15 protein-coding genes are annotated in these 18034 nt (G+C 46.7%); 8 read left to right on the top strand and 7 right to left on the bottom strand.

Going from position 1 to position 18034, the window contains the following annotated elements; genetic code table 11:
• Positions 1–44 precede the first annotated feature (44 nt).
• From ACMXYP_RS00155 to ACMXYP_RS00130, 6 genes are all read right to left on the bottom strand, one after another.
• Positions 45–2435 (bottom strand): Lon protease family protein, encoded by a 2391-nt coding sequence (locus tag ACMXYP_RS00155; RefSeq protein WP_415882989.1) that lies wholly within the window; start codon positions 2433–2435, stop codon positions 45–47.
• 125 nt (positions 2436–2560) lie between these two features.
• Entirely contained in the window at positions 2561–3388 is an 828-nt protein-coding gene (aroE, locus tag ACMXYP_RS00150; protein WP_415882988.1) for a shikimate dehydrogenase, read from the bottom strand.
• A 9-nt stretch (positions 3389–3397) separates the two neighbouring features.
• Positions 3398–4312 (bottom strand): oxygen-dependent coproporphyrinogen oxidase, encoded by a 915-nt coding sequence (gene hemF, locus ACMXYP_RS00145; protein ID WP_415882987.1) that lies wholly within the window; start codon positions 4310–4312, stop codon positions 3398–3400.
• A 21-nt stretch (positions 4313–4333) separates the two neighbouring features.
• Positions 4334–4909, bottom strand: coding sequence for an L-threonylcarbamoyladenylate synthase (locus tag ACMXYP_RS00140; protein WP_415882986.1), 576 nt, complete (start codon positions 4907–4909; stop codon positions 4334–4336).
• Between the two features lie 206 nt (positions 4910–5115).
• Positions 5116–6246, bottom strand: coding sequence for a DNA-processing protein DprA (gene dprA / locus ACMXYP_RS00135; protein ID WP_415882985.1), 1131 nt, complete (start codon positions 6244–6246; stop codon positions 5116–5118).
• A 10-nt stretch (positions 6247–6256) separates the two neighbouring features.
• A complete protein-coding gene (locus ACMXYP_RS00130; RefSeq protein WP_415882984.1) occupies positions 6257–7285 on the bottom strand; it encodes a LysM peptidoglycan-binding domain-containing protein in 1029 nt (342 codons plus the stop codon).
• Positions 7286–7542: 257 nt separating this feature from the next.
• Between ACMXYP_RS00130 and def the strand changes: the two genes are divergently transcribed.
• The 8 genes from def to glyS all read left to right on the top strand — a co-directional run bounded on the left by def (position 7543) and on the right by glyS (position 16978).
• Entirely contained in the window at positions 7543–8058 is a 516-nt protein-coding gene (gene def, locus ACMXYP_RS00125) for a peptide deformylase (RefSeq protein ID WP_415882983.1), read from the top strand.
• 72 nt (positions 8059–8130) lie between these two features.
• Positions 8131–9075 (top strand): methionyl-tRNA formyltransferase, encoded by a 945-nt coding sequence (fmt, locus tag ACMXYP_RS00120; protein ID WP_415882982.1) that lies wholly within the window; start codon positions 8131–8133, stop codon positions 9073–9075.
• 19 nt (positions 9076–9094) lie between these two features.
• On the top strand, positions 9095–10393 hold the full coding sequence (gene rsmB / locus ACMXYP_RS00115) for a 16S rRNA (cytosine(967)-C(5))-methyltransferase RsmB (protein ID WP_415882981.1): 1299 nt from the start codon (positions 9095–9097) through the stop codon (positions 10391–10393).
• Between the two features lie 53 nt (positions 10394–10446).
• Positions 10447–11823 carry a Trk system potassium transporter TrkA gene (trkA, locus tag ACMXYP_RS00110; protein ID WP_415882980.1) on the top strand — a complete coding sequence of 459 codons (1377 nt, stop codon included), beginning with the start codon at positions 10447–10449 and terminating at the stop codon, positions 11821–11823.
• 15 nt (positions 11824–11838) lie between these two features.
• The gene (locus ACMXYP_RS00105) at positions 11839–13287 is read left to right on the top strand and encodes a TrkH family potassium uptake protein (RefSeq protein ID WP_415882979.1); all 1449 of its coding nucleotides are present in this window, start codon (positions 11839–11841) and stop codon (positions 13285–13287) included.
• A gap of 45 nt (positions 13288–13332) precedes the next feature.
• Positions 13333–13779, top strand: coding sequence for a YtoQ family protein (locus ACMXYP_RS00100; RefSeq protein ID WP_415882978.1), 447 nt, complete (start codon positions 13333–13335; stop codon positions 13777–13779).
• Between the two features lie 191 nt (positions 13780–13970).
• Positions 13971–14930: a glycine--tRNA ligase subunit alpha gene (gene glyQ / locus ACMXYP_RS00095; RefSeq protein WP_007021609.1), complete on the top strand. Its 960-nt coding sequence runs from the start codon at positions 13971–13973 to the stop codon at positions 14928–14930.
• Positions 14930–16978, top strand: coding sequence for a glycine--tRNA ligase subunit beta (gene glyS, locus ACMXYP_RS00090; protein ID WP_415882977.1), 2049 nt, complete (start codon positions 14930–14932; stop codon positions 16976–16978). The genes glyQ and glyS overlap by 1 nt, the downstream gene beginning before the upstream one ends.
• A 159-nt stretch (positions 16979–17137) precedes the next feature.
• On the opposite strand, the gene ACMXYP_RS00085 is transcribed toward glyS, so the two are convergent.
• Positions 17138–17797: an outer membrane protein gene (locus ACMXYP_RS00085; RefSeq protein WP_415882976.1), complete on the bottom strand. Its 660-nt coding sequence runs from the start codon at positions 17795–17797 to the stop codon at positions 17138–17140.
• Between the last annotated feature and the right edge of the window lie 237 nt (positions 17798–18034).

The following is an 18034-nucleotide window of genomic DNA, read 5'->3' as shown; positions in this document are numbered from 1 at the left end:
CGCTCCTAAGGAATTAAATCCTTTAGAAGGAGCTTTTCCAAACCTTATTTGTTCGACTTAGCGTCTAGCTTAGCCGAAGAAATTTCCCGTAAACGCTTAACCACTTGAGCATTAATACTACGTTGCGTAAACGTACCATCGGCCTTGCGTTTACCCGGCTTCTTACCCATTAAAATCTCTAAGCAATCATCCACATGACCAACCGCATGGACAGAGAATAACCCCTCCTTAACAGCCTCGACAACCTCTTCTTTGAGCATAAGATTGCGCACATTGGCTTTAGGAATAATGACCCCTTGTTCGCTCGTAAGTCCGCGGGTTTTACAGAGATTAAAGAACCCCTCTATTTTCTCGTTTACACCACCAATCGCCTGTACTTCGCCATACTGGTTGATAGATCCTGTAGTTGCGAAGCTCTGACTAATCGGTATATGTGTCAACGCTGATAAAAGGGTGCAGACCTCTGCTAAAGATGCACTATCACCGTCAACATAGCCGTATGATTGCTCCAAGGCGATACTAGCCGAGATCGCCAAAGGGAAGTCTTGTGCATATTGATGGCCTAAGAATCCCGATAGAATCAAAACGCCTTTTGAGTGGATCGGCTGACCTAAGGCAACCTCGCGCTCTATATCCACAATACCACGATTACCCGGGTGAACCGTTGCTGTAATACGCGCAGGTGTACCAAAAGCGACATCACCCACTTGCAGTACCGTTAAACCGTTGGTTTTACCGACGGCTTCACCTTGGGTATCAATCAAAACCGTTTGGTTCAGAATGCCTTCTTCGATTTTTTCCGACATCCGAGAAGTACGACGCTCTTTCGCATTCAGCGCCATCTCGACATGATCAGCGTTGATCAGTTCATCTTCCTCTTTAACCCGCTTGAAGTCAGCTTCACAAAGCAGATCAACCAGCTCGCCAATATGAGCGGATAATAATTCCTGATCTTCGGCCTGACGCGAACTATGCTCGACCAAACGCGCCACTGCTCGACGGGTCAGCGGTGCTAACCCCTCTTCATCGGCTAGGGTTTTCATCAAGCGTGCATAATGCCTAATAGACTGAGGTGTTCGTTTTACATCCTCATCAAAATCCACCACAACTCTGAACATCTTCTCAAAGTCATGATCAAGTTCTTGTAGGAGGTAATAAATATTGCGCGCACCGATCAGCACAATTTTCACTGAAAGCGGTACCGCCTGTGGTGTAAGGGTGATGGTACTGATCCCAGCGTATTCACTCGCAGGGCTTTCAATCCTAATCTCGTGAGACTTTAACGCTCGCTTTAACGCCCCATAAACAAAAGGTTGCTCCAGCAACTTCTCTGCTTCCAGTACAAGGTAACCTCCATTCGCTCTGTGCAGAGCACCAGGGCGAATAAGTTTGTAGGTCGTTGATAGAGCACCCATTTCGGATGTGTACTCTACACGCCCAAACAAGTTCTCATAGCTAGGGTGCGCTTCGTAAACGACAGGAGCACCCTTAACCTTATCGTTATCTACAAGCAGGTTAACGCCGTAATTGCTCTCTAAATAAGCACGGCGACTAGCATCAGTAAGTGGTTCGATTAGCTTTTCATCGCCGACAATTTCAGCACAGTTTTTAACTAGCGACGTTTCCATCTCTGACAGATAGTCAGTCGCCGCCGCAATATTGGCGTACTTATCTTTCAAAGGTTGGAAAAGCGGGGAGATCGACTGCCGTGTGGTATCACGATCAAGATTCTTCAGTTTTTCAGCTGCCTCACGTCGCCACTGAGGTAGGCCTGTTAGCGCTTCGTTTAACTTATCTTCCAGATCAGAGATAGCTTTAGTAAAGCCATCACGAATCTCTTCAGGTAACTGCGAAAAGACCGCCTCATCCATCGCTTGCCCTTCGGCAACCGGAGTAAAGCCGATACTGCCCGCATCACGGTAAACCGCAATGCTGTGCTCACGCGCTTCGCGCTCAACACCTTCTATTGCCTGATCATAATAACGATTAAGTTCACGTTCGATCTTACTCTTCTTACGCTGGTAAGAAGGGCTTTCAAAGGCTGCTGGCATCTCTGACAACACCGCTTCGATGATATTTTTAATATCACGCTTAAACTGCTGAGCCTTGCCAGCAGGGAAGGGGATCGCTAAAGGATTACGATTATCTTTTAGATTGTTTAGATAAACCCAATCACCCGGCTTTTTCTCTTTTTTCGCCGTGGTTTTGAGGTTCTCCATCGCAAAGGAGAAACGTCCGGTATGAGGATTACCCATCACAAACAAGTTATAGCCTGGACGGCGCATGCCGATACCAAAATCCATCGCCTCAATGGCACGGGTTTGGCCAAAGAAACCAGAAAAAGGCTCAAGCGTAGACGTGTTTTTGAAAGGTAGTAATTCAGGATCGCAGCGAAAATATAGCTGCTCAGTAGATAGTCGGGTTTCCGTTACCATAAGGTACTCCCGCAGCAGACTGAAAAGTTAACACTATGTAGTGTTCGTATTTCAGTTATACGCCGCGAAAGAGCCCCATGCAAGTCTGCTTTGATAAAATTTATAAAGCGACTGTTGTATTAAAATCAAACAGTTATTGCTGCACGGATATCAGAGATAACGGTTTTAGAGTCAGGGTCCAAGCCACGCCAGATTCTGAAAGATTCCGCAGCCTGCTCCACTAACATACCGAGGCCATCAATGGACTTTTCTGCCCCTTGTTCAGTCGCCCAAACACAAAAAGCGGTTGGTTCTGCGGCATACATCATGTCGTAGCACCAAGCACCTTGTGCCAGTACATTTTCCGGAAGAGGGGGGATCTCACCTTGCAAACTGGCAGCAGTACCATTGATGATAAGATCAAAGCTTTGACCTGCAAGCTCATCATAACCACCACCTGATACTTTACCAAGATCCGTAACCAACCCAGCAAGCTCTTTGGCTTTAGAAGCGGTACGGTTTGCGATAACTAACAGCTCAGGCTTTTGCTCTAATACTGGCTGTAAAACGCCACGTACAGCACCACCAGCACCGAGAATAAGCACTTTTTTACCTTCAATCGTGCCGCCATTGTTGCGCATGATATCCCTCACCATGCCAACACCATCGGTGTTATCACCGCACAAGCGGCCTTGATCATCGCGGTACAAGGTATTGACCGCACCCGCCAGTTCAGCACGCGGACTTCTAACTTCAGCTAATGCCCAAGCTTCCTGTTTAAACGGAATAGTGATATTCAGACCACGGCCATCACCCGACAAGAAGTCAGAAACGTAACCTTCGAAGTTATCTTCAGGTACGCAGATCGCTTCATAGGTCAGATCCTGATCTGTACTCGATGCAAATGCAGCGTGGATTTGTGGCGATTTAGAGTGCTTAATCGGATTACCGAATACCGCGTAACGATCAGTCATAATTCGCCCTTACACTTCCAGCCAGTTGCGAGGCTTCAAATAACGCTCGTACAACACGGCTTCTTCTGTACCTTCATCAGGTTTCCAGTCATAGCCCCAACGCACTTCAGGCGGTAAAGACATCAAGATAGACTCAGTACGTCCACCGGATTGCAGACCAAATAGAGTGCCACGGTCAAACACTAGATTGAACTCGACATAACGGCCACGGCGATGCAATTGGAAGTCACGCTGACGCTCACCGTATTCACGGTCTTTGTTTTTCTCGATAATTGGCACATAAGCTTTAGTGTAAGCATTACCAATCGACTGCATCAGCCCGAAGCTATTATCGAAACCAAGCTCATTAAGATCATCGAAGAAAAGACCGCCTACACCACGAGGCTCATCACGATGCTTCAAGTAGAAGTATTCGTCACACCATTCTTTGAAGCGTGGATAAATGTCGTCACCAAATGGATCACAGGCTTCTTTAGCTGTCTGGTGCCAGAATTTACAATCTTCGTCGTTACCGTAATAAGGCGTCAGGTCAAAACCACCGCCAAACCACCATACAGGTTCTTCACCTTCTTTTTCCGCAATGAAGAAACGAACATTGGCATGGGAAGTTGGGATATAAGGATTATGTGGGTGAATAACCAATGACACACCCATCGCCTGAAAACTACGACCCGCTAATTCAGGTCGATGCGCTGTTGCAGAACCTGGCAACTTATCACCGAAAACGTGAGAGAAGTTCACACCACCTTTTTCGATAATTGCGCCCTTATCTAGGACACGAGTACGACCTCCGCCGCCTTCTTCTCGCTGCCACTCATCCTGATAAAATTTTCCTTTGCCATCAGCCTTTTCTAAGGCATCACAAATAGCATCTTGTAGCCCCAAAAGGTACTCTTTTACAGCGTCAATATTAGGTGCGGACATAGTACTCACTCACATATTTATTTAAGCGCGAATTAATTGATCAGATTTTAGATCTCGAATTTGAGTAGGCTGATCTAAACCTCCTAACTCACCCGGTAAAACATAAGCAAGCTTTTCACCGAAGTAAGTCTTCACTCTCAATATATCTCTTGCAGGATCATGCGCTGCCGGATTCGCCGAAGTCGAAACCAGGAAAGACCCGTAAGCTTCTGTTAACCTTTTCACCTGTAAGTGACTACTCACTCTTACAGCAACAGCGCTATGATTCCCTTTAATCCAAGCTGGAATTCGGTTCTTTTTATCTGGCAAAATCCAAGTGTATGGGCCCGGCCAGTTAGCAGTTACTTTGACATATTCATCATCGGTCAGATCTTCGAGTAAAAAATCGATTTGTGAGAGATTTCCAGCGATCAAAACCAGACCTTTATGCATAGGTCGACGCTTAATTTCTAAAAGATCTAAGACCGCCTGCTCATCAAACGGGTCACAACCTAAACCCCAAACTGCTTCAGTAGGATAAGCGATCACACCACCTTGACGAATTGCTCGAACAGACTGCTGAATATGCCACCAATCAGGCTTTAAATTACTACTCACCATTTACTCCTCAATGCCATATAACGAATCAACAGCGCATCACTACTTTTACTCAAGGTATCAATCAATAGTGATGAAAGGTTGATAGAAAGAGCCCCTTACAGGTTACAAAGCGGGGGAATTCCCTTTCATCTTGAAGGCATTTATCTTTGAGGGCTGAACACTAAATGTTCGACGCGGTCTTTGCAACTCTACCAAATTGCCTTTTAACATCGGATATAACCGTGTCCATCTTGGCTAATGATGCCCAAAAGCTCCAACTCCACTAGTATCGGGCCCAATTCAGCTATATCCATACCGGTCAGATAGCTCAGTTGGTCAATAGAGTTATATTCGTAGCCTAAATGCTTCAACAGTCGCTGCGTTTCAGGTGCAAAGTGGGATACATCCTTTTCAGAGTCACCTTCAATATGTTCAGCATTCTGTTCAGCCAGATAACCCAGCATAGGAGCTAGCTGTGAGGTTATATCTTCTGCTGATTCAACCAAGCAAGCACCTTCACGGATTAGCTGATGACACCCTTTACTCAAGGGGTTATTGATCGATCCGGGAATAGCAAAAACCTCACGCCCATGCTCCATCGCCATCCTCGCAGTGATTAATGAACCACTTTTAGGCGCGGCTTCCACCACTAAAATACCAGCGCTCATACCACTGATAATACGATTTCGACGTGGAAAGTGCGGTGCCAACGGTGGTGCTCCAGGAAACAACTCACTCAACCACACCCCTTGCTGCTCGAGGATCTGTTGGGCCAATATACGATTTCGTGCAGGGTACGGCCGATCTAAACCCGTACCAAATACCGCAACCGTCGGGCACTGTGCATTAACACTCGCCTGATGAGCCGCTGCATCAATACCCAAGGCTAAGCCTGAGTTCACGATCAAGCCATTTTGAGCCAAATAGCCGGCAAATTGATAAGCATGCTTCACACCACCGCTAGAAGCGCTACGACTGCCTACGATCCCTACTTGCGGAAGATTTAGTGCTGTTAGATTGCCTCGAGCAAATAGAATGGGAGGAGGGTCATAAATTTCACGTAGTAAAGCAGGATAATCAGCATCTGTGATAGCTAAGATATGGCAATCTTCAGCCGAAGCTTGCCAAGCCAGTGCCGAATCCAATTTCTGTAGTGCTGGAGAGGCACGTCCTTGTTGGATATCACTTAAAGCGGTAATTGTTTTTTGCTTGAGGTTAAGCCGATGCCAATCAGCTTCAGAAGAGCAGAGGAGCTTTTCAGGGGTCCATCCCTGATCCCAAAGCTTCTTAACTGAAGCTGCCCCTAAATCTGGTAGGGCAGCAACGGCGATCCAGTCCTTTAGATCAGCCGTCATATTTAATCCTTTATGGTTCTCGGATTACATCACCGATAGAAATTATATCTGTACTGCGCATGATCAAGCCATAACTCACTTTCTCAAACACTTTAAAGACCATCAATTCACCTGAGCGCTCCTGAGGAAGCGTTACCATTTCTTTAGTAATAGGATCTTTAATCAGTTCGCCACGACGATAAGTTGCAAAAACATGACCAGCTTCAATACCTTCTCGCAAACCACGATTGATAGCCACTACATTAAACTGACCGGCATCACGTACGCCACCTAGCACCGATAAGATTTTTCCTTCAACCTCAGCAGGCGCTGGCGCTGGATGGTATACAGACTGAATTCTTACTTCTTCTGTGGGTACCACACGATCCAGAATGCGCACTTCTTTATGGGATTTAATGATATCCAATGTGATCACATCGTCTTTACGTGCAGACACATTTGCATCAGCTATTTTCAAAGTTTCGTAACCAAGAAATTCTTCAGTGTCAGGATCAATATATTCATTAGCAGGGCGGTAAATACCTTGTCGACGCTGTTCAGTCACTAGCTGACCTCGCGCGTACATACGATCACCAGCACCGGCTAATATCCTCTCTTTGGGACCACCCAATACATAAGGCGCCTCTTTCAGAATATCTTCTGAGAGCACACGGTTATCATTTAAGAAGCTAATGATATCTCGTAGTGGGATAGCAGGAATCGGTTTAACCAGGGGTGATACACGTGCTCGTGGATAGATGCCACTATCACGTCTAACCCCTAAACGCGGCTTACCATTAACCCACGTTAGATAGATTACGTCACCAGGGTAAATTAGATGAGGATTATCAACCTGCGGGTTTACCCCCCATACTTCAGGCCATTTCCAAGGGCTTTGCAAAAAGCGACCCGAGATGTGCCACAACGTATCCCCTTTCACTACCACATATTCTTGCGGATGATCATTACGAAGTAGCAGAGAGTCCTTCCGGGTTTCAGCGTGAACAGAAGTCAGTGAAACCAACACCAGAGCGAACAAACCGCATAACAATTTTTTCATGTCCAGTTCCCTTATTACCTTCCAGCTTGTTAAGAAAAACAAGATGGTAAAGTAACGACAATGCATTGAGCGTTCTAATCAGTATAATAGGCAGATTAATATTTTTCGCTATTGATCTCGATATTATCTTTCGGCTAACAACCTGAATAATCGAGTTAAAATTTAAGATGCCTGTATATCATGTTGTTAACTTAGCATGACTTATAGAAGTATTCACAGCAATAGCACCCGATAACTTGTTGATACAGACGTAAATCATGGCAAAACTAACCATTCTTGAATACCCAGATCCACGCTTACGTACCATTGCTGAGCCCGTTGAAACAGTCGATGACGAAGTACGTGCTCAAATCGATGACATGTTCGAAACAATGTACGCAGCTCCAGGTATTGGTTTGGCAGCAACGCAGGTGAATATCCATAAACGTATCGTAACCATGGATATCTCTGACGACCAAAACGAGCCATTGGTTATGATCAACCCAGAATTCGAAATTCTGGATGAAGAGTTACACAAATATCAGGAAGGTTGCTTATCGGTTCCTGGCTTCTATGAAAATGTGAAACGCCCGCAAAAGGTTAAGCTTAAAGCACTCGACTACAACGGCGAACCTTATGAGATGGAAGCTGAAGGCCTCCTAGCTGTATGTATTCAACACGAACTAGATCACCTGAATGGCAAATTGTTTGTTGATTACATCTCTATGCTCAAGCGTAACCGCATCAAATCCAAACTAGAAAAGCTGCATAAATTGCAGGAAAAACACGCCTGATTATCACTAAAAAGCAATTCACAGGCTTGCTGGTTTAACTAGCAGGCCTGTTTTTATTTTGGAGCCTAGACCATGCCAGAGTCGCCACTGAAAATAGTTTTTGCCGGCACACCTGATTTTGCCGCATCCAGCTTACAAGCATTGCTTAGTTCTGAGCATGAAGTGATTGCTGTTTATACCCAGCCTGACAAGAAGGGTAAGCGTAAAAACCAGATGGCTCCACGCCCAGTAAAAGATCTTGCGGTTGAACATAACATCCCAGTATTTCAACCAACCACGCTCAAAACCGAAGAAGAACAGTTAGCACTTACAAACCTTAAAGCCGATATCATGGTTGTAGTTGCTTACGGCATGCTTCTCCCTAAAGCAATTCTTGAGACACCTCGTCTAGGTTGCATCAATGTTCACGGTTCGCTACTTCCACGCTGGCGTGGTGCAGCACCAGTAGAGCGCTCAATGCTTGCAGGGGATGCTGAAACAGGCGTCACTATCATGCAGATGGATGAAGGCTTAGACACTGGCGATATGCTCTACAAAGTCACTACGCCAATCGAGAACAACGACACTGCAGCAAGTGTATTCGAACGCTTAGCCGCTATTGGCTCTGAGGCCCTGGTTGAAACGCTTACACAGTTCCAACAGGAAACAGTGTCTCCAGAACCACAGGATGACAGCTTAGCCACCTACGCGAAGAAACTGCAAAAGACCGAAGGAGTTATAGACTGGAGTGCTTCCGCTGCAGATATCGATCTTAAGATTCGCACTCTAAGCCCACGTGTTGCAGTAACATTCAAGCTTGGGGAAGAGGTGGTGAAGCTTTTAGGATGCGAATTAGTTGAGCAAAGTGGTAACCCGGGTGAGATTTTGCCCTCTGACAAAAAGAGCATTGTTGTCGCATGCGGCGAAGGCGCTATTAAAATCAAACAGCTTCAGCTTCCGGGCAAAAAGCCAATGGACACTGCCGCTGTTCTAAACTCTAAACGAGAGCAGTTTAGTGCAGGCGTAGTTTTAGGTTAGACGTTTTAGGACTATTACCATGACCACCAATGTTCGGGCACTTGCAGCACAAATTCTAACCCCCTTACTTAAAAACAAGGGTTCTTTGAATACGCAATTTGCGACGATTGAACGTCGTTGTCCTGAGAAGGATCGCGGCCTTCTGCGTGAACTGTGCTACGGCACTATGCGTTACCACCCACAGCTGAATGCCATTATTAAACTGCTGCAAAACCGACCATTTAAGTTTCGAGATATCGATATTAAAGCCATTGTTCTGATCGGTTTATATCAGTTAAAACACACTCGCATCCCAGCTCATGCCGCGATTAGTGAAAGCGTTGAAGCGTGCAAAGAACTGGATAAGGCTTGGGCAGGGAAAGTTGTGAACGCCCTTTTGCGCCGGTTTCAACGCGAACAAGATGAACTCGAAGACTACCTAAAAGATGACGATTCATACCAGTTCAACCACCCTGAATGGATGATCGCCAAGCTGAAAAACAACTGGCCAGAGCACTGGCAAGAGATACTCACCGTCAACAACGAGCAAGCGCCGCTGACACTCCGCGTGAATCAACGCTCAACAGCCCGCGAAGATTACCTACAGCAACTGACCCCGATTATTGCCGCAGAAGCGACTCAATTCAGTGATCAGGGCATTAAGCTAGCGGAATCAATCAATATCGAAACCCTTCCGGGTTATAGCATCGGCGCATTTAGCGTGCAGGATGAAGCCGCACAGTTATCTGCGGACCTTCTCGATCTACGACCAGAACAACGCGTTCTGGATGCCTGTGCAGCACCCGGCGGTAAACTATGCCATATCCTTGAGCATGAGCCTAAGCTTGCTCAAGTCGACGCTGTAGAGCTCGAACAAAAGCGAATCAGCCGCGTTGAAGAAAACCTTAAACGTCTACGTTTAAAAGCCAACTTAAAGGTGGCAGACGCCGCAATCCAAACTTGGTGGGACGGTACAGAATACGACCGCATCTTATTAGATGCTCCTTGTTCTGCTACGGGTGTTATTCGCCGCAATCCGGATATAAAATACCTGCGCCAAGGCGAAGATATTCACGAAACAGCCAAACTTCAGCGCGCTATTTTGGATAATTGCTGGTCCATGCTGAAACCCGGCGGTAAGTTGCTTTATGCAACTTGTTCCATCTTCCCACAGGAAAATGGGCGATTGATTAAGCAGTTTGTAACCCAAACTGCGAATGCCAAGCATCTGCCAATTGAGGCAGAGTGGGGTATCGAACAAGAGTATGGTCGACAGCTGTTTCCGCAGTCTAACGGCCATGATGGTTTCTATTATGCACTGCTGGAAAAAACGGAGTAAGCTCAAGTAGCTATGTGTATTTCTGTCATTTCTGCAGCAGTTAAAGGCTGATCATGAAGATCATTATTCTAGGTGCCGGACAAGTGGGCGGCACTTTGGCTGAAAACCTAGCCAGTGAAGACAACGACATCACTATCGTTGATACAGACACTGGCCGTCTCAGAGAACTACAAGATCGTCTCGATATCCGTACGATCGAAGGTAAAGCATCCTATCCATCTGTACTCGACAGTGCCGGTGCCCAAGATGCCGATATGCTTATCGCCGTAACGAACTCTGATGAAGTCAACATGATCGCCTGTCAGGTAGGGCAAACGCTGTTCAACACACCGACGAAAATCGCCCGTGTCCGTGAACATGACTACCTGAACAAAAATCAGAAGATCTTTGGCGAAAAAGGCATCCCTATTGATGTCCGTATTAGCCCTGAATTACTGGTAACAAAGCACATAAAACGTCTAATCCAGCACCCAGGCGCTCTGCAGGTACTGGATTTCGCCGACGCTAAGGCTCAGCTTGTAGCCGTAAAAGCCTATTATGGCGGCCCACTTGTGGGTCGCGAGATCTCTTATCTTCGCGCTCACATGCCATCGGTGGATACCCGTGTAGCGGCGATTTTCCGCAGCGGTAGCCCTATTATCCCAGAAGGTAATACGGTTATCGAAGCAGACGATGAGGTATTCTTTATCGCCGCACGTAAAGATATTCGTGCTGTAATGAGCGAGCTGCGTCGTCTAGATCGCCCTTATAAGCGCATCATTATCGCAGGTGGCGGTAATATCGGCGCGCGATTAGCCGAATCGATCGAAGACGAGTTCCAAGTCAAAATCATCGAGCGAAACATTCGTCGCTGTAACCAGCTGGCGCGTTCGCTAGATAACACCATCGTCCTTCAAGGCAGTGCTTCCGACCGTGACCTTCTGATCGAAGAGAATATCGAAGATACCGACGTATTCTGCGCCCTGACCAACGATGACGAAGCGAACATCATGGCATCTATGCTGGCGAAGCGTCTGGGCGCACGTACGGTAATGACCCTGATTAACAACCCTGCCTATGTCGATCTAGTGCAAGGTGGTGCGATCGATATTGCGATATCCCCTCAGCAAACCACTATCGGTGCGCTACTGACCCATGTCCGTCGAGGTGATGTAGTAGCAGTACACTCGCTGCGTCGAGGCGCGGCAGAAGCACTGGAAGCGGTAGCTCATGGTGATAAGTCATCATCTAAAGTGGTCGGCAAAACCATTGAAGAGATCAATCTTCCTCCGGGTACAACCATCGGTGCCATCGTGCGTAACGACGAGGTATTGATCGCGCACGATGATGTTGTCGTTGAAAGTGGCGACCACGTGATCTTGTTCTTGGTTGATAAACGCCGAATCAACGAAGTGGAACGCCTGTTCCAAGTTGGCCTTACATTCTTCTAAGCGGAAGCAGCGCAGATGCATTACAAAGTTATCTTACGCATATTAGGCATACTGCTGATGATATTCAGCATCTCTATGCTGCCGCCGTTAGGTATCTCCTATCTCTATGATGATGGGGCAGAGTTAGCCTTTATCGCCGGATTTTTGATTACCCTGCTGACCGGTTTTTTCATCTGGATTCCGGTATATCGAGTGCGACAGGACTTACGAACCCGTGATGGTTTCTTAATTACCGTCCTTTTCTGGTCTGTACTGGGGCTTTTCGGAGCCTTCCCGTTTATGCTCACGGACAATCCGCACCTAACTTTTATCGATGCGCTATTTGAGTCCCTATCTGGCCTCACAACCACCGGTGCAACGGTAATTACCGGCATCGATGACCTGCCCAAATCAATCTTGTTTTATCGTCAGCAACTGCAATGGCTGGGCGGCATGGGTATCATCGTATTGGCCGTAGCGATCCTACCGATGCTAGGTATCGGTGGTATGCAGCTTTATCGTGCAGAAACACCAGGCCCCGTTAAAGATTCCAAACTTACACCACGAATCACTGAAACAGCCAAAGCTCTTTGGTATATCTACCTGTCACTGACCATCGCCTGCGCGGCTGGTTATTGGTTAGCTGGAATGGATCTATTCAATGCCATCGGTCATAGTTTCTCGACCGTTGCGATCGGTGGTTTCTCCACCCACGACGCCAGTATCGGCTACTACGATTCTGTAGCCATTGAGATGATCTGTATATTCTTTATGACCATCTCTGCAGTAAATTTCGGCCTACACTTTTTTGCTTGGCGACAACGCACCATTTCGCATTACATTCTAGATCCAGAATTTAAATTCTATTTAGTTACACTCCTAGCAATAACCGTTATCGCCATTGTTGCCTTGGTCGTAACCGAGACCTACGCGCCGGGCGAATCGATGCGTAAAGCACTGTTTATGGTGGTATCCATTGCAACCACGACCGGCTTTGCCACAGCAGACTTTGCGCACTGGCCAGTAATGCTACCGTTCCTGCTATTCGTGGCAGCCTTTGCCGGTGGTTGTGCGGGTTCTACCGGTGGTGGCATGAAAGTCATCCGTGTACTTCTGATCCTTAAGCAGGGCTACCGTGAAATCCAACGCTTGGTACATCCCAATGCGATTATTCCGGTAAAACTAGGTAAAAAACCGATCTCCGATAAAGTTCTAGAAGCTGTATGGGGCTTCTTCTCCGTCTACATGATCGTCTTTGTAGCCATGCTCATCGTATTGTTAGCGACTGGGCTTGATCAGGTAACTGCATGGTCAGCGGTAGGTGCGACATTAAACAACCTAGGCCCAGGCCTTGGCGATGTATCTGCACACTACGGCGACCTGAACGATCCAGCTAAATGGGTACTTTGCTTTGCCATGCTGCTCGGTCGTCTAGAGGTATTTACCTTGCTAGTACTATTCACACCTATTTTCTGGAAACGATAAAGCAGGCATCAGATCTGCGACGAACCTAATTTCGAGAGCCTAATCATGCGATATACAGTTTACCTATCCGGTGAGATTCACACCGACTGGCGAAACAAAATCAAAAAAGCCATCAACCAAAATGGCCTACCAATCGATGTACTTACTCCAAACACAGATCACGATTCCAGTGACGGTTGCGCTACTGAGATCCTAGGCCCAGAAGAGAAGAACTTCTGGACCGATCACAAATCAGCAAAAATGAACACTATGCGTCACATGACTGCGATCAAACGTGCTGACATCGTGATCGTTCGTTTCGGTGATAAATACCGTCAGTGGAACGCTGCATTTGATGCTGGTTTTGCCATCGCCAATGGTAAGTCTCTGATCGTTGAACACGCACCAGAATTGACACACCCACTAAAAGAAATCGACGCTTGCGCACATGCCGTAGCCGAGAATACAGAGCAAGTAATCGAAACGCTTAAATACCTTTGCTTGGATTACTAAGCGATACCACACCGGGGTAGAACCTATTTCTACCCCTTTTTCTTCAAAAATCCCCTTTATCCCACTTTTACAGCCACCGACTGTCTATTTTTTGTTGTATAATTGCCGGCTAATTTTTCGGGCTAATCTGGTGCTGTGCAGCTGCCATGACGGCAGAAACTCAACGGCACTTATGTAAAAGGTGAAACGCTGTGACTGACAAGGCGACCCCAGACGTAAGCACATTTCAGGGGCTGATCCTTGCTCTACAGGAATACTGGGCAGAGCAGGGCTGTGTAATCGTACAACCACTGGACATGGAGGTAGGTGCCGGCACCTTCCATCCTGCGACTTTCCTACGCGCAATTGGACCTGAGACTTGGCGCTCTGCATACGTGCAGCCTAGCCGTCGTCCAACGGATGGCCGTTACGGTGAAAACCCTAACCGTCTGCAGCACTACTACCAGTTCCAGGTTGTTCTTAAGCCATCTCCTGACAACATTCAGGAACTATACCTAGGCTCTCTAGAGCGCATGGGTATCGATCTTGGCATTCACGACGTTCGCTTCGTAGAAGACAACTGGGAGTCTCCAACACTAGGCGCTTGGGGTCTTGGTTGGGAAGTTTGGTTAAACGGCATGGAAGTAACTCAGTTTACTTACTTCCAGCAAGCAGGTGGTCTTGAATGTTACCCAGTAACTGGTGAGATTACTTACGGTCTTGAGCGTATTGCAATGTACCTACAGGGTGTAGACAGCGTTTACGACCTAACATGGGCAGTAAACCCTGACGGCTCTAAAGTGACTTACGGCGACGTATTCCACCAGAACGAAGTTGAGCAATCTACTTTCAACTTCGAGCATGCAAACGTTGAAGAACTATTCAAAACGTTCGACAACTGCGAAGCTGAGTGCAACAAGCTACTAAGCTTGGAAACGCCACTACCGCTTCCTGCATACGAGCAGGTACTTAAAGCGTCTCATACGTTCAACCTTTTGGATGCGCGTCATGCGATCTCTGTAACAGAGCGTCAGCGCTTTATCCTTCGTGTGCGCACACTAGCCCGTGAAGTCGCACACGCATACTTTAATGCCCGTAAAGAACTAGGTTTCCCACTGGCACCCGAAGCCCTACGCCAAGAAGTACTGGCTAACTGCGAGGAGAGCAAATAATGGCACAACATGATTTTCTCGTTGAGCTAGGTACCGAAGAGTTACCTCCAAAAGCACTTAAAACCCTTTCTGACGCTTTCACATCTGGCATTACTGCTGGCCTGAAAGAAGCAGGCGTTAACTTTGGCGATGTAAAAAGCTACGCATCTCCACGCCGCCTAGCTGTGTTGATCAGCACTCTAGACGACAAACAGGCTGACCGCGAAATCGAAAAACGCGGTCCTTCTGTAAAAGCGCCTGAAAAAGCGGTTGAAGGTTTTGCTCGTTCTTGCGGCGTGACAATCGATCAGCTTGAAAAGATCGATACCAACAAAGGTGAATACTACAACTTTAAGAACACAGAAGAGGGCAAAGCGACGTCTTCTCTGTTACCTGAACTTGTAGAAACATCACTAAACAAACTGCCGATCCCTAAGCGTATGCGCTGGGGTGCATCTCGTGTTGAATTCGTTCGCCCGGTTCACTGGCTAGTCATGCTATTCGGTGATGAAGTTGTAGATTGTGAAATTCTTGGTCTGACATCGGGTCGTAAGACTCGCGGCCACCGCTTCCACTACAACCAAGAGATCGAACTGATCGCACCATCTGAGTACGCTGATCGCCTAGAAAACCCAGGTATGGTAATCGCTGATTACGATATCCGTAAGACGATGATCAACGAGCAAGTTAAAGCAGAAGGCGAGAAGCTGAATGCAGTTGCTCAGATCGACGAAGATCTTCTTGATGAAGTTACAGCACTTAACGAATGGCCAGTCGCACTAACAGGCCGCTTTGAAGAGCGCTTCCTAGAAGTACCAGCGCAAGCGCTAATCTCTTCAATGAAAGAGCATCAGAAGTACTTCCACCACTTAGATGCAGATGGCAACCTTTTGCCTAACTTCACAACGATCTGCAACATCGTTTCTAAAGATCCTCTGCAGGTAATTGAAGGTAACGAAAAAGTAATTCGTCCACGTCTATCTGACGCTGCGTTCTTCTTCGAAACTGACAAAAAGACTACGCTGGAATCTCGTGTTGAGAAGCTAAAAACCATCGTATTCCAGAAAGACCTTGGCACGGTTTACGATAAAGCTGCTCGCATTAGCGCGCTGTCTGGCAAAATCGCTGCAACTCTAAATCAGGATCAAGCGAAAGCTGAACGTGCTGGCCTACTGTGTAAAACCGACCTGCTTACAGACATGGTATACGAATTCACAGACCTACAAGGTTTGATGGGTTATCACTATGCGCTGAATGACGGTGAAGATCAGGATGTAGCACTAGCTCAAAACGAGCAGTACATGCCTCGCTTCGCAGGCGATGAGCTACCTCAGACTGCCCCTGGTATCGCTGTAGCCATTGCTGACCGTCTAGACACTCTGACAGGTCTGTTCGGTATCAATCAGCCTCCTACAGGCTCTAAGGACCCGTTCGCACTGCGTCGTGCAGCGCTAGGCGTACTGCGCATTATCGTAGAGCGTGAACTAGATCTGGATCTACGCGAGCTACTGACCATTGCGGCGAACAACCATAACGATCTACCAGCGCGCGAAGGTCTAGAAGACAAAGTTCTAGACTTCATGTTGGAGCGTTTCCGCGCATGGTACGAAGACGCAGATATCAACGCTGAAGTATTCCTATCAGTATTGGCGCTTAAACCAAGCCGCCCATTAGACTTCGATCGTCGCGTTAAAGCGGTTAACCACTTCCGCTCTTTAGCTGAAGCCGAAGCATTGGCTGCTGCTAACAAGCGTGTATCGAACATCCTGAGTAAGCAGGGCGTAACAGGCACGACTGAGGTTAACAACGCACTATTAACTGAAGCTGCCGAAAAAGCTCTTGCGGCAGATATCGAAGCTCAGAAAGCTGCTCTAGCGCCACTATTTGCAGAAGGTAAATATCAAGAAGCGCTTGAGTCACTCGCTGGCCTTCGCGCATCGACTGATGCCTTCTTCGAAGACGTTATGGTTATGGCTGATGACGAGGCTGTTAAGAACAACCGCCTGGCTCTTCTAAGCCAGTTACGCGCATTGTTCTTGGGTGTTGCTGATATATCTGTGCTTGGCTAATCGTCACATCTAAATATCTAATCTAAAGCCGGCCTTTTGTGCCGGCTTTTTTGTTTCACGTGAAACATTCAAAAAGCCATATAACAAAAAAACCATGCGCAGGGACTACGCATGGCAAAGAGTGTTTGTAAGTATAAGGAAGGGGGACTTACATAATGCTTAGAAGTAATAGCTTAGTGAAACATTAAAGTTATCGTACTCAGCTTCATTAGGATTAAACTGATTCAGCACGACCTCTTTAGGCGCGTCAAAGTCAGTATCATTTACACGTATGTACTCAGCCTTAACTGACCAGTTATTGTTAACTGCGTACTCAGCACCTACACCTAGTGATAGAGCCACTTCATCGTCAGACTTAGACTTAACAGGTGGTGCAAATGTGTAGCTATTGCGCGTATCAAGATCTACCCAAGTAGCACCCGCAATACCATAAACAGAGAACTTCTCGGTTAACTCAACTCCAGCTTTAAAGTTGATACCATAAGACGCTTCAAGCTCAAGCTCTGAACGCAACACACCGTTTAGGCTTGTTGTTTCAGCGGACTCGTCATTGTAAAAAACTTCCGCAGCAACGAACGCATCTTCTGATACTTTATGCTTGTAACCTAAGTGCAGACCCACAGAAACATCAGTTTCCTCAGCCAAGGTTACGATGCTAGCAGCATCTGGATCGCCAGTATTACGCTCAATACTATGACCAAGGGTCGTACTACCGATCTGACCACCCACATAAAAACCTTCACCAGCCGAAACCTGCGAACTTAAACCAATGACCACAAAACTAGCAGCAACCCCAAAACCTTTGACAAATTTACTCATTTCCAACTCCCTAAAATCGTTAAACCAATGCATAGATAAAAGACAGGCAAAGCATAAGGAACAACAGACAAAGAGATATCCCGAGCAAATAACAAAAACTTAAAACTTAAATCACAGAAATTAAGCAAATATCACAGACTGTGATAACTAACCCAAACGCCGTGATATTTGAGTGATAAATAAAAAATAGAATTAATTGAGAAGGCCGGGGTCATAACTACTCAATCTAAGCTCACG

It is taken from the genome of Neptuniibacter sp. QD34_54, from assembly GCF_047778055.1.
Taxonomy (GTDB): Bacteria; Pseudomonadota; Gammaproteobacteria; order Pseudomonadales; family Balneatricaceae; genus Neptuniibacter.
Note: the sequence above shows the minus strand (reverse complement) of the source record. Positions and strands in the feature narration are given on the sequence as shown.

Bases quoted from the DNA above. Each gene is read 5' to 3' on its own strand.
- ACMXYP_RS00155 (WP_415882989.1), bottom strand. From the start codon at position 2,435: ATGGTAACGGAAACCCGACTATCTACTGAGCAGCTATATTTTCGCTGC.
- aroE (WP_415882988.1), bottom strand. From the start codon at position 3,388: ATGACTGATCGTTACGCGGTATTCGGTAATCCGATTAAGCACTCTAAA.
- hemF (WP_415882987.1), bottom strand. From the start codon at position 4,312: ATGTCCGCACCTAATATTGACGCTGTAAAAGAGTACCTTTTGGGGCTA.
- dprA (WP_415882985.1), bottom strand. From the start codon at position 6,246: ATGACGGCTGATCTAAAGGACTGGATCGCCGTTGCTGCCCTACCAGAT.
- ACMXYP_RS00130 (WP_415882984.1), bottom strand. From the start codon at position 7,285: ATGAAAAAATTGTTATGCGGTTTGTTCGCTCTGGTGTTGGTTTCACTG.
- def (WP_415882983.1), top strand. From the start codon at position 7,543: ATGGCAAAACTAACCATTCTTGAATACCCAGATCCACGCTTACGTACC.
- fmt (WP_415882982.1), top strand. From the start codon at position 8,131: ATGCCAGAGTCGCCACTGAAAATAGTTTTTGCCGGCACACCTGATTTT.
- rsmB (WP_415882981.1), top strand. From the start codon at position 9,095: ATGACCACCAATGTTCGGGCACTTGCAGCACAAATTCTAACCCCCTTA.
- trkA (WP_415882980.1), top strand. From the start codon at position 10,447: ATGAAGATCATTATTCTAGGTGCCGGACAAGTGGGCGGCACTTTGGCT.
- ACMXYP_RS00105 (WP_415882979.1), top strand. From the start codon at position 11,839: ATGCATTACAAAGTTATCTTACGCATATTAGGCATACTGCTGATGATA.
- ACMXYP_RS00100 (WP_415882978.1), top strand. From the start codon at position 13,333: ATGCGATATACAGTTTACCTATCCGGTGAGATTCACACCGACTGGCGA.
- glyS (WP_415882977.1), top strand. From the start codon at position 14,930: ATGGCACAACATGATTTTCTCGTTGAGCTAGGTACCGAAGAGTTACCT.
- ACMXYP_RS00085 (WP_415882976.1), bottom strand. From the start codon at position 17,797: ATGAGTAAATTTGTCAAAGGTTTTGGGGTTGCTGCTAGTTTTGTGGTC.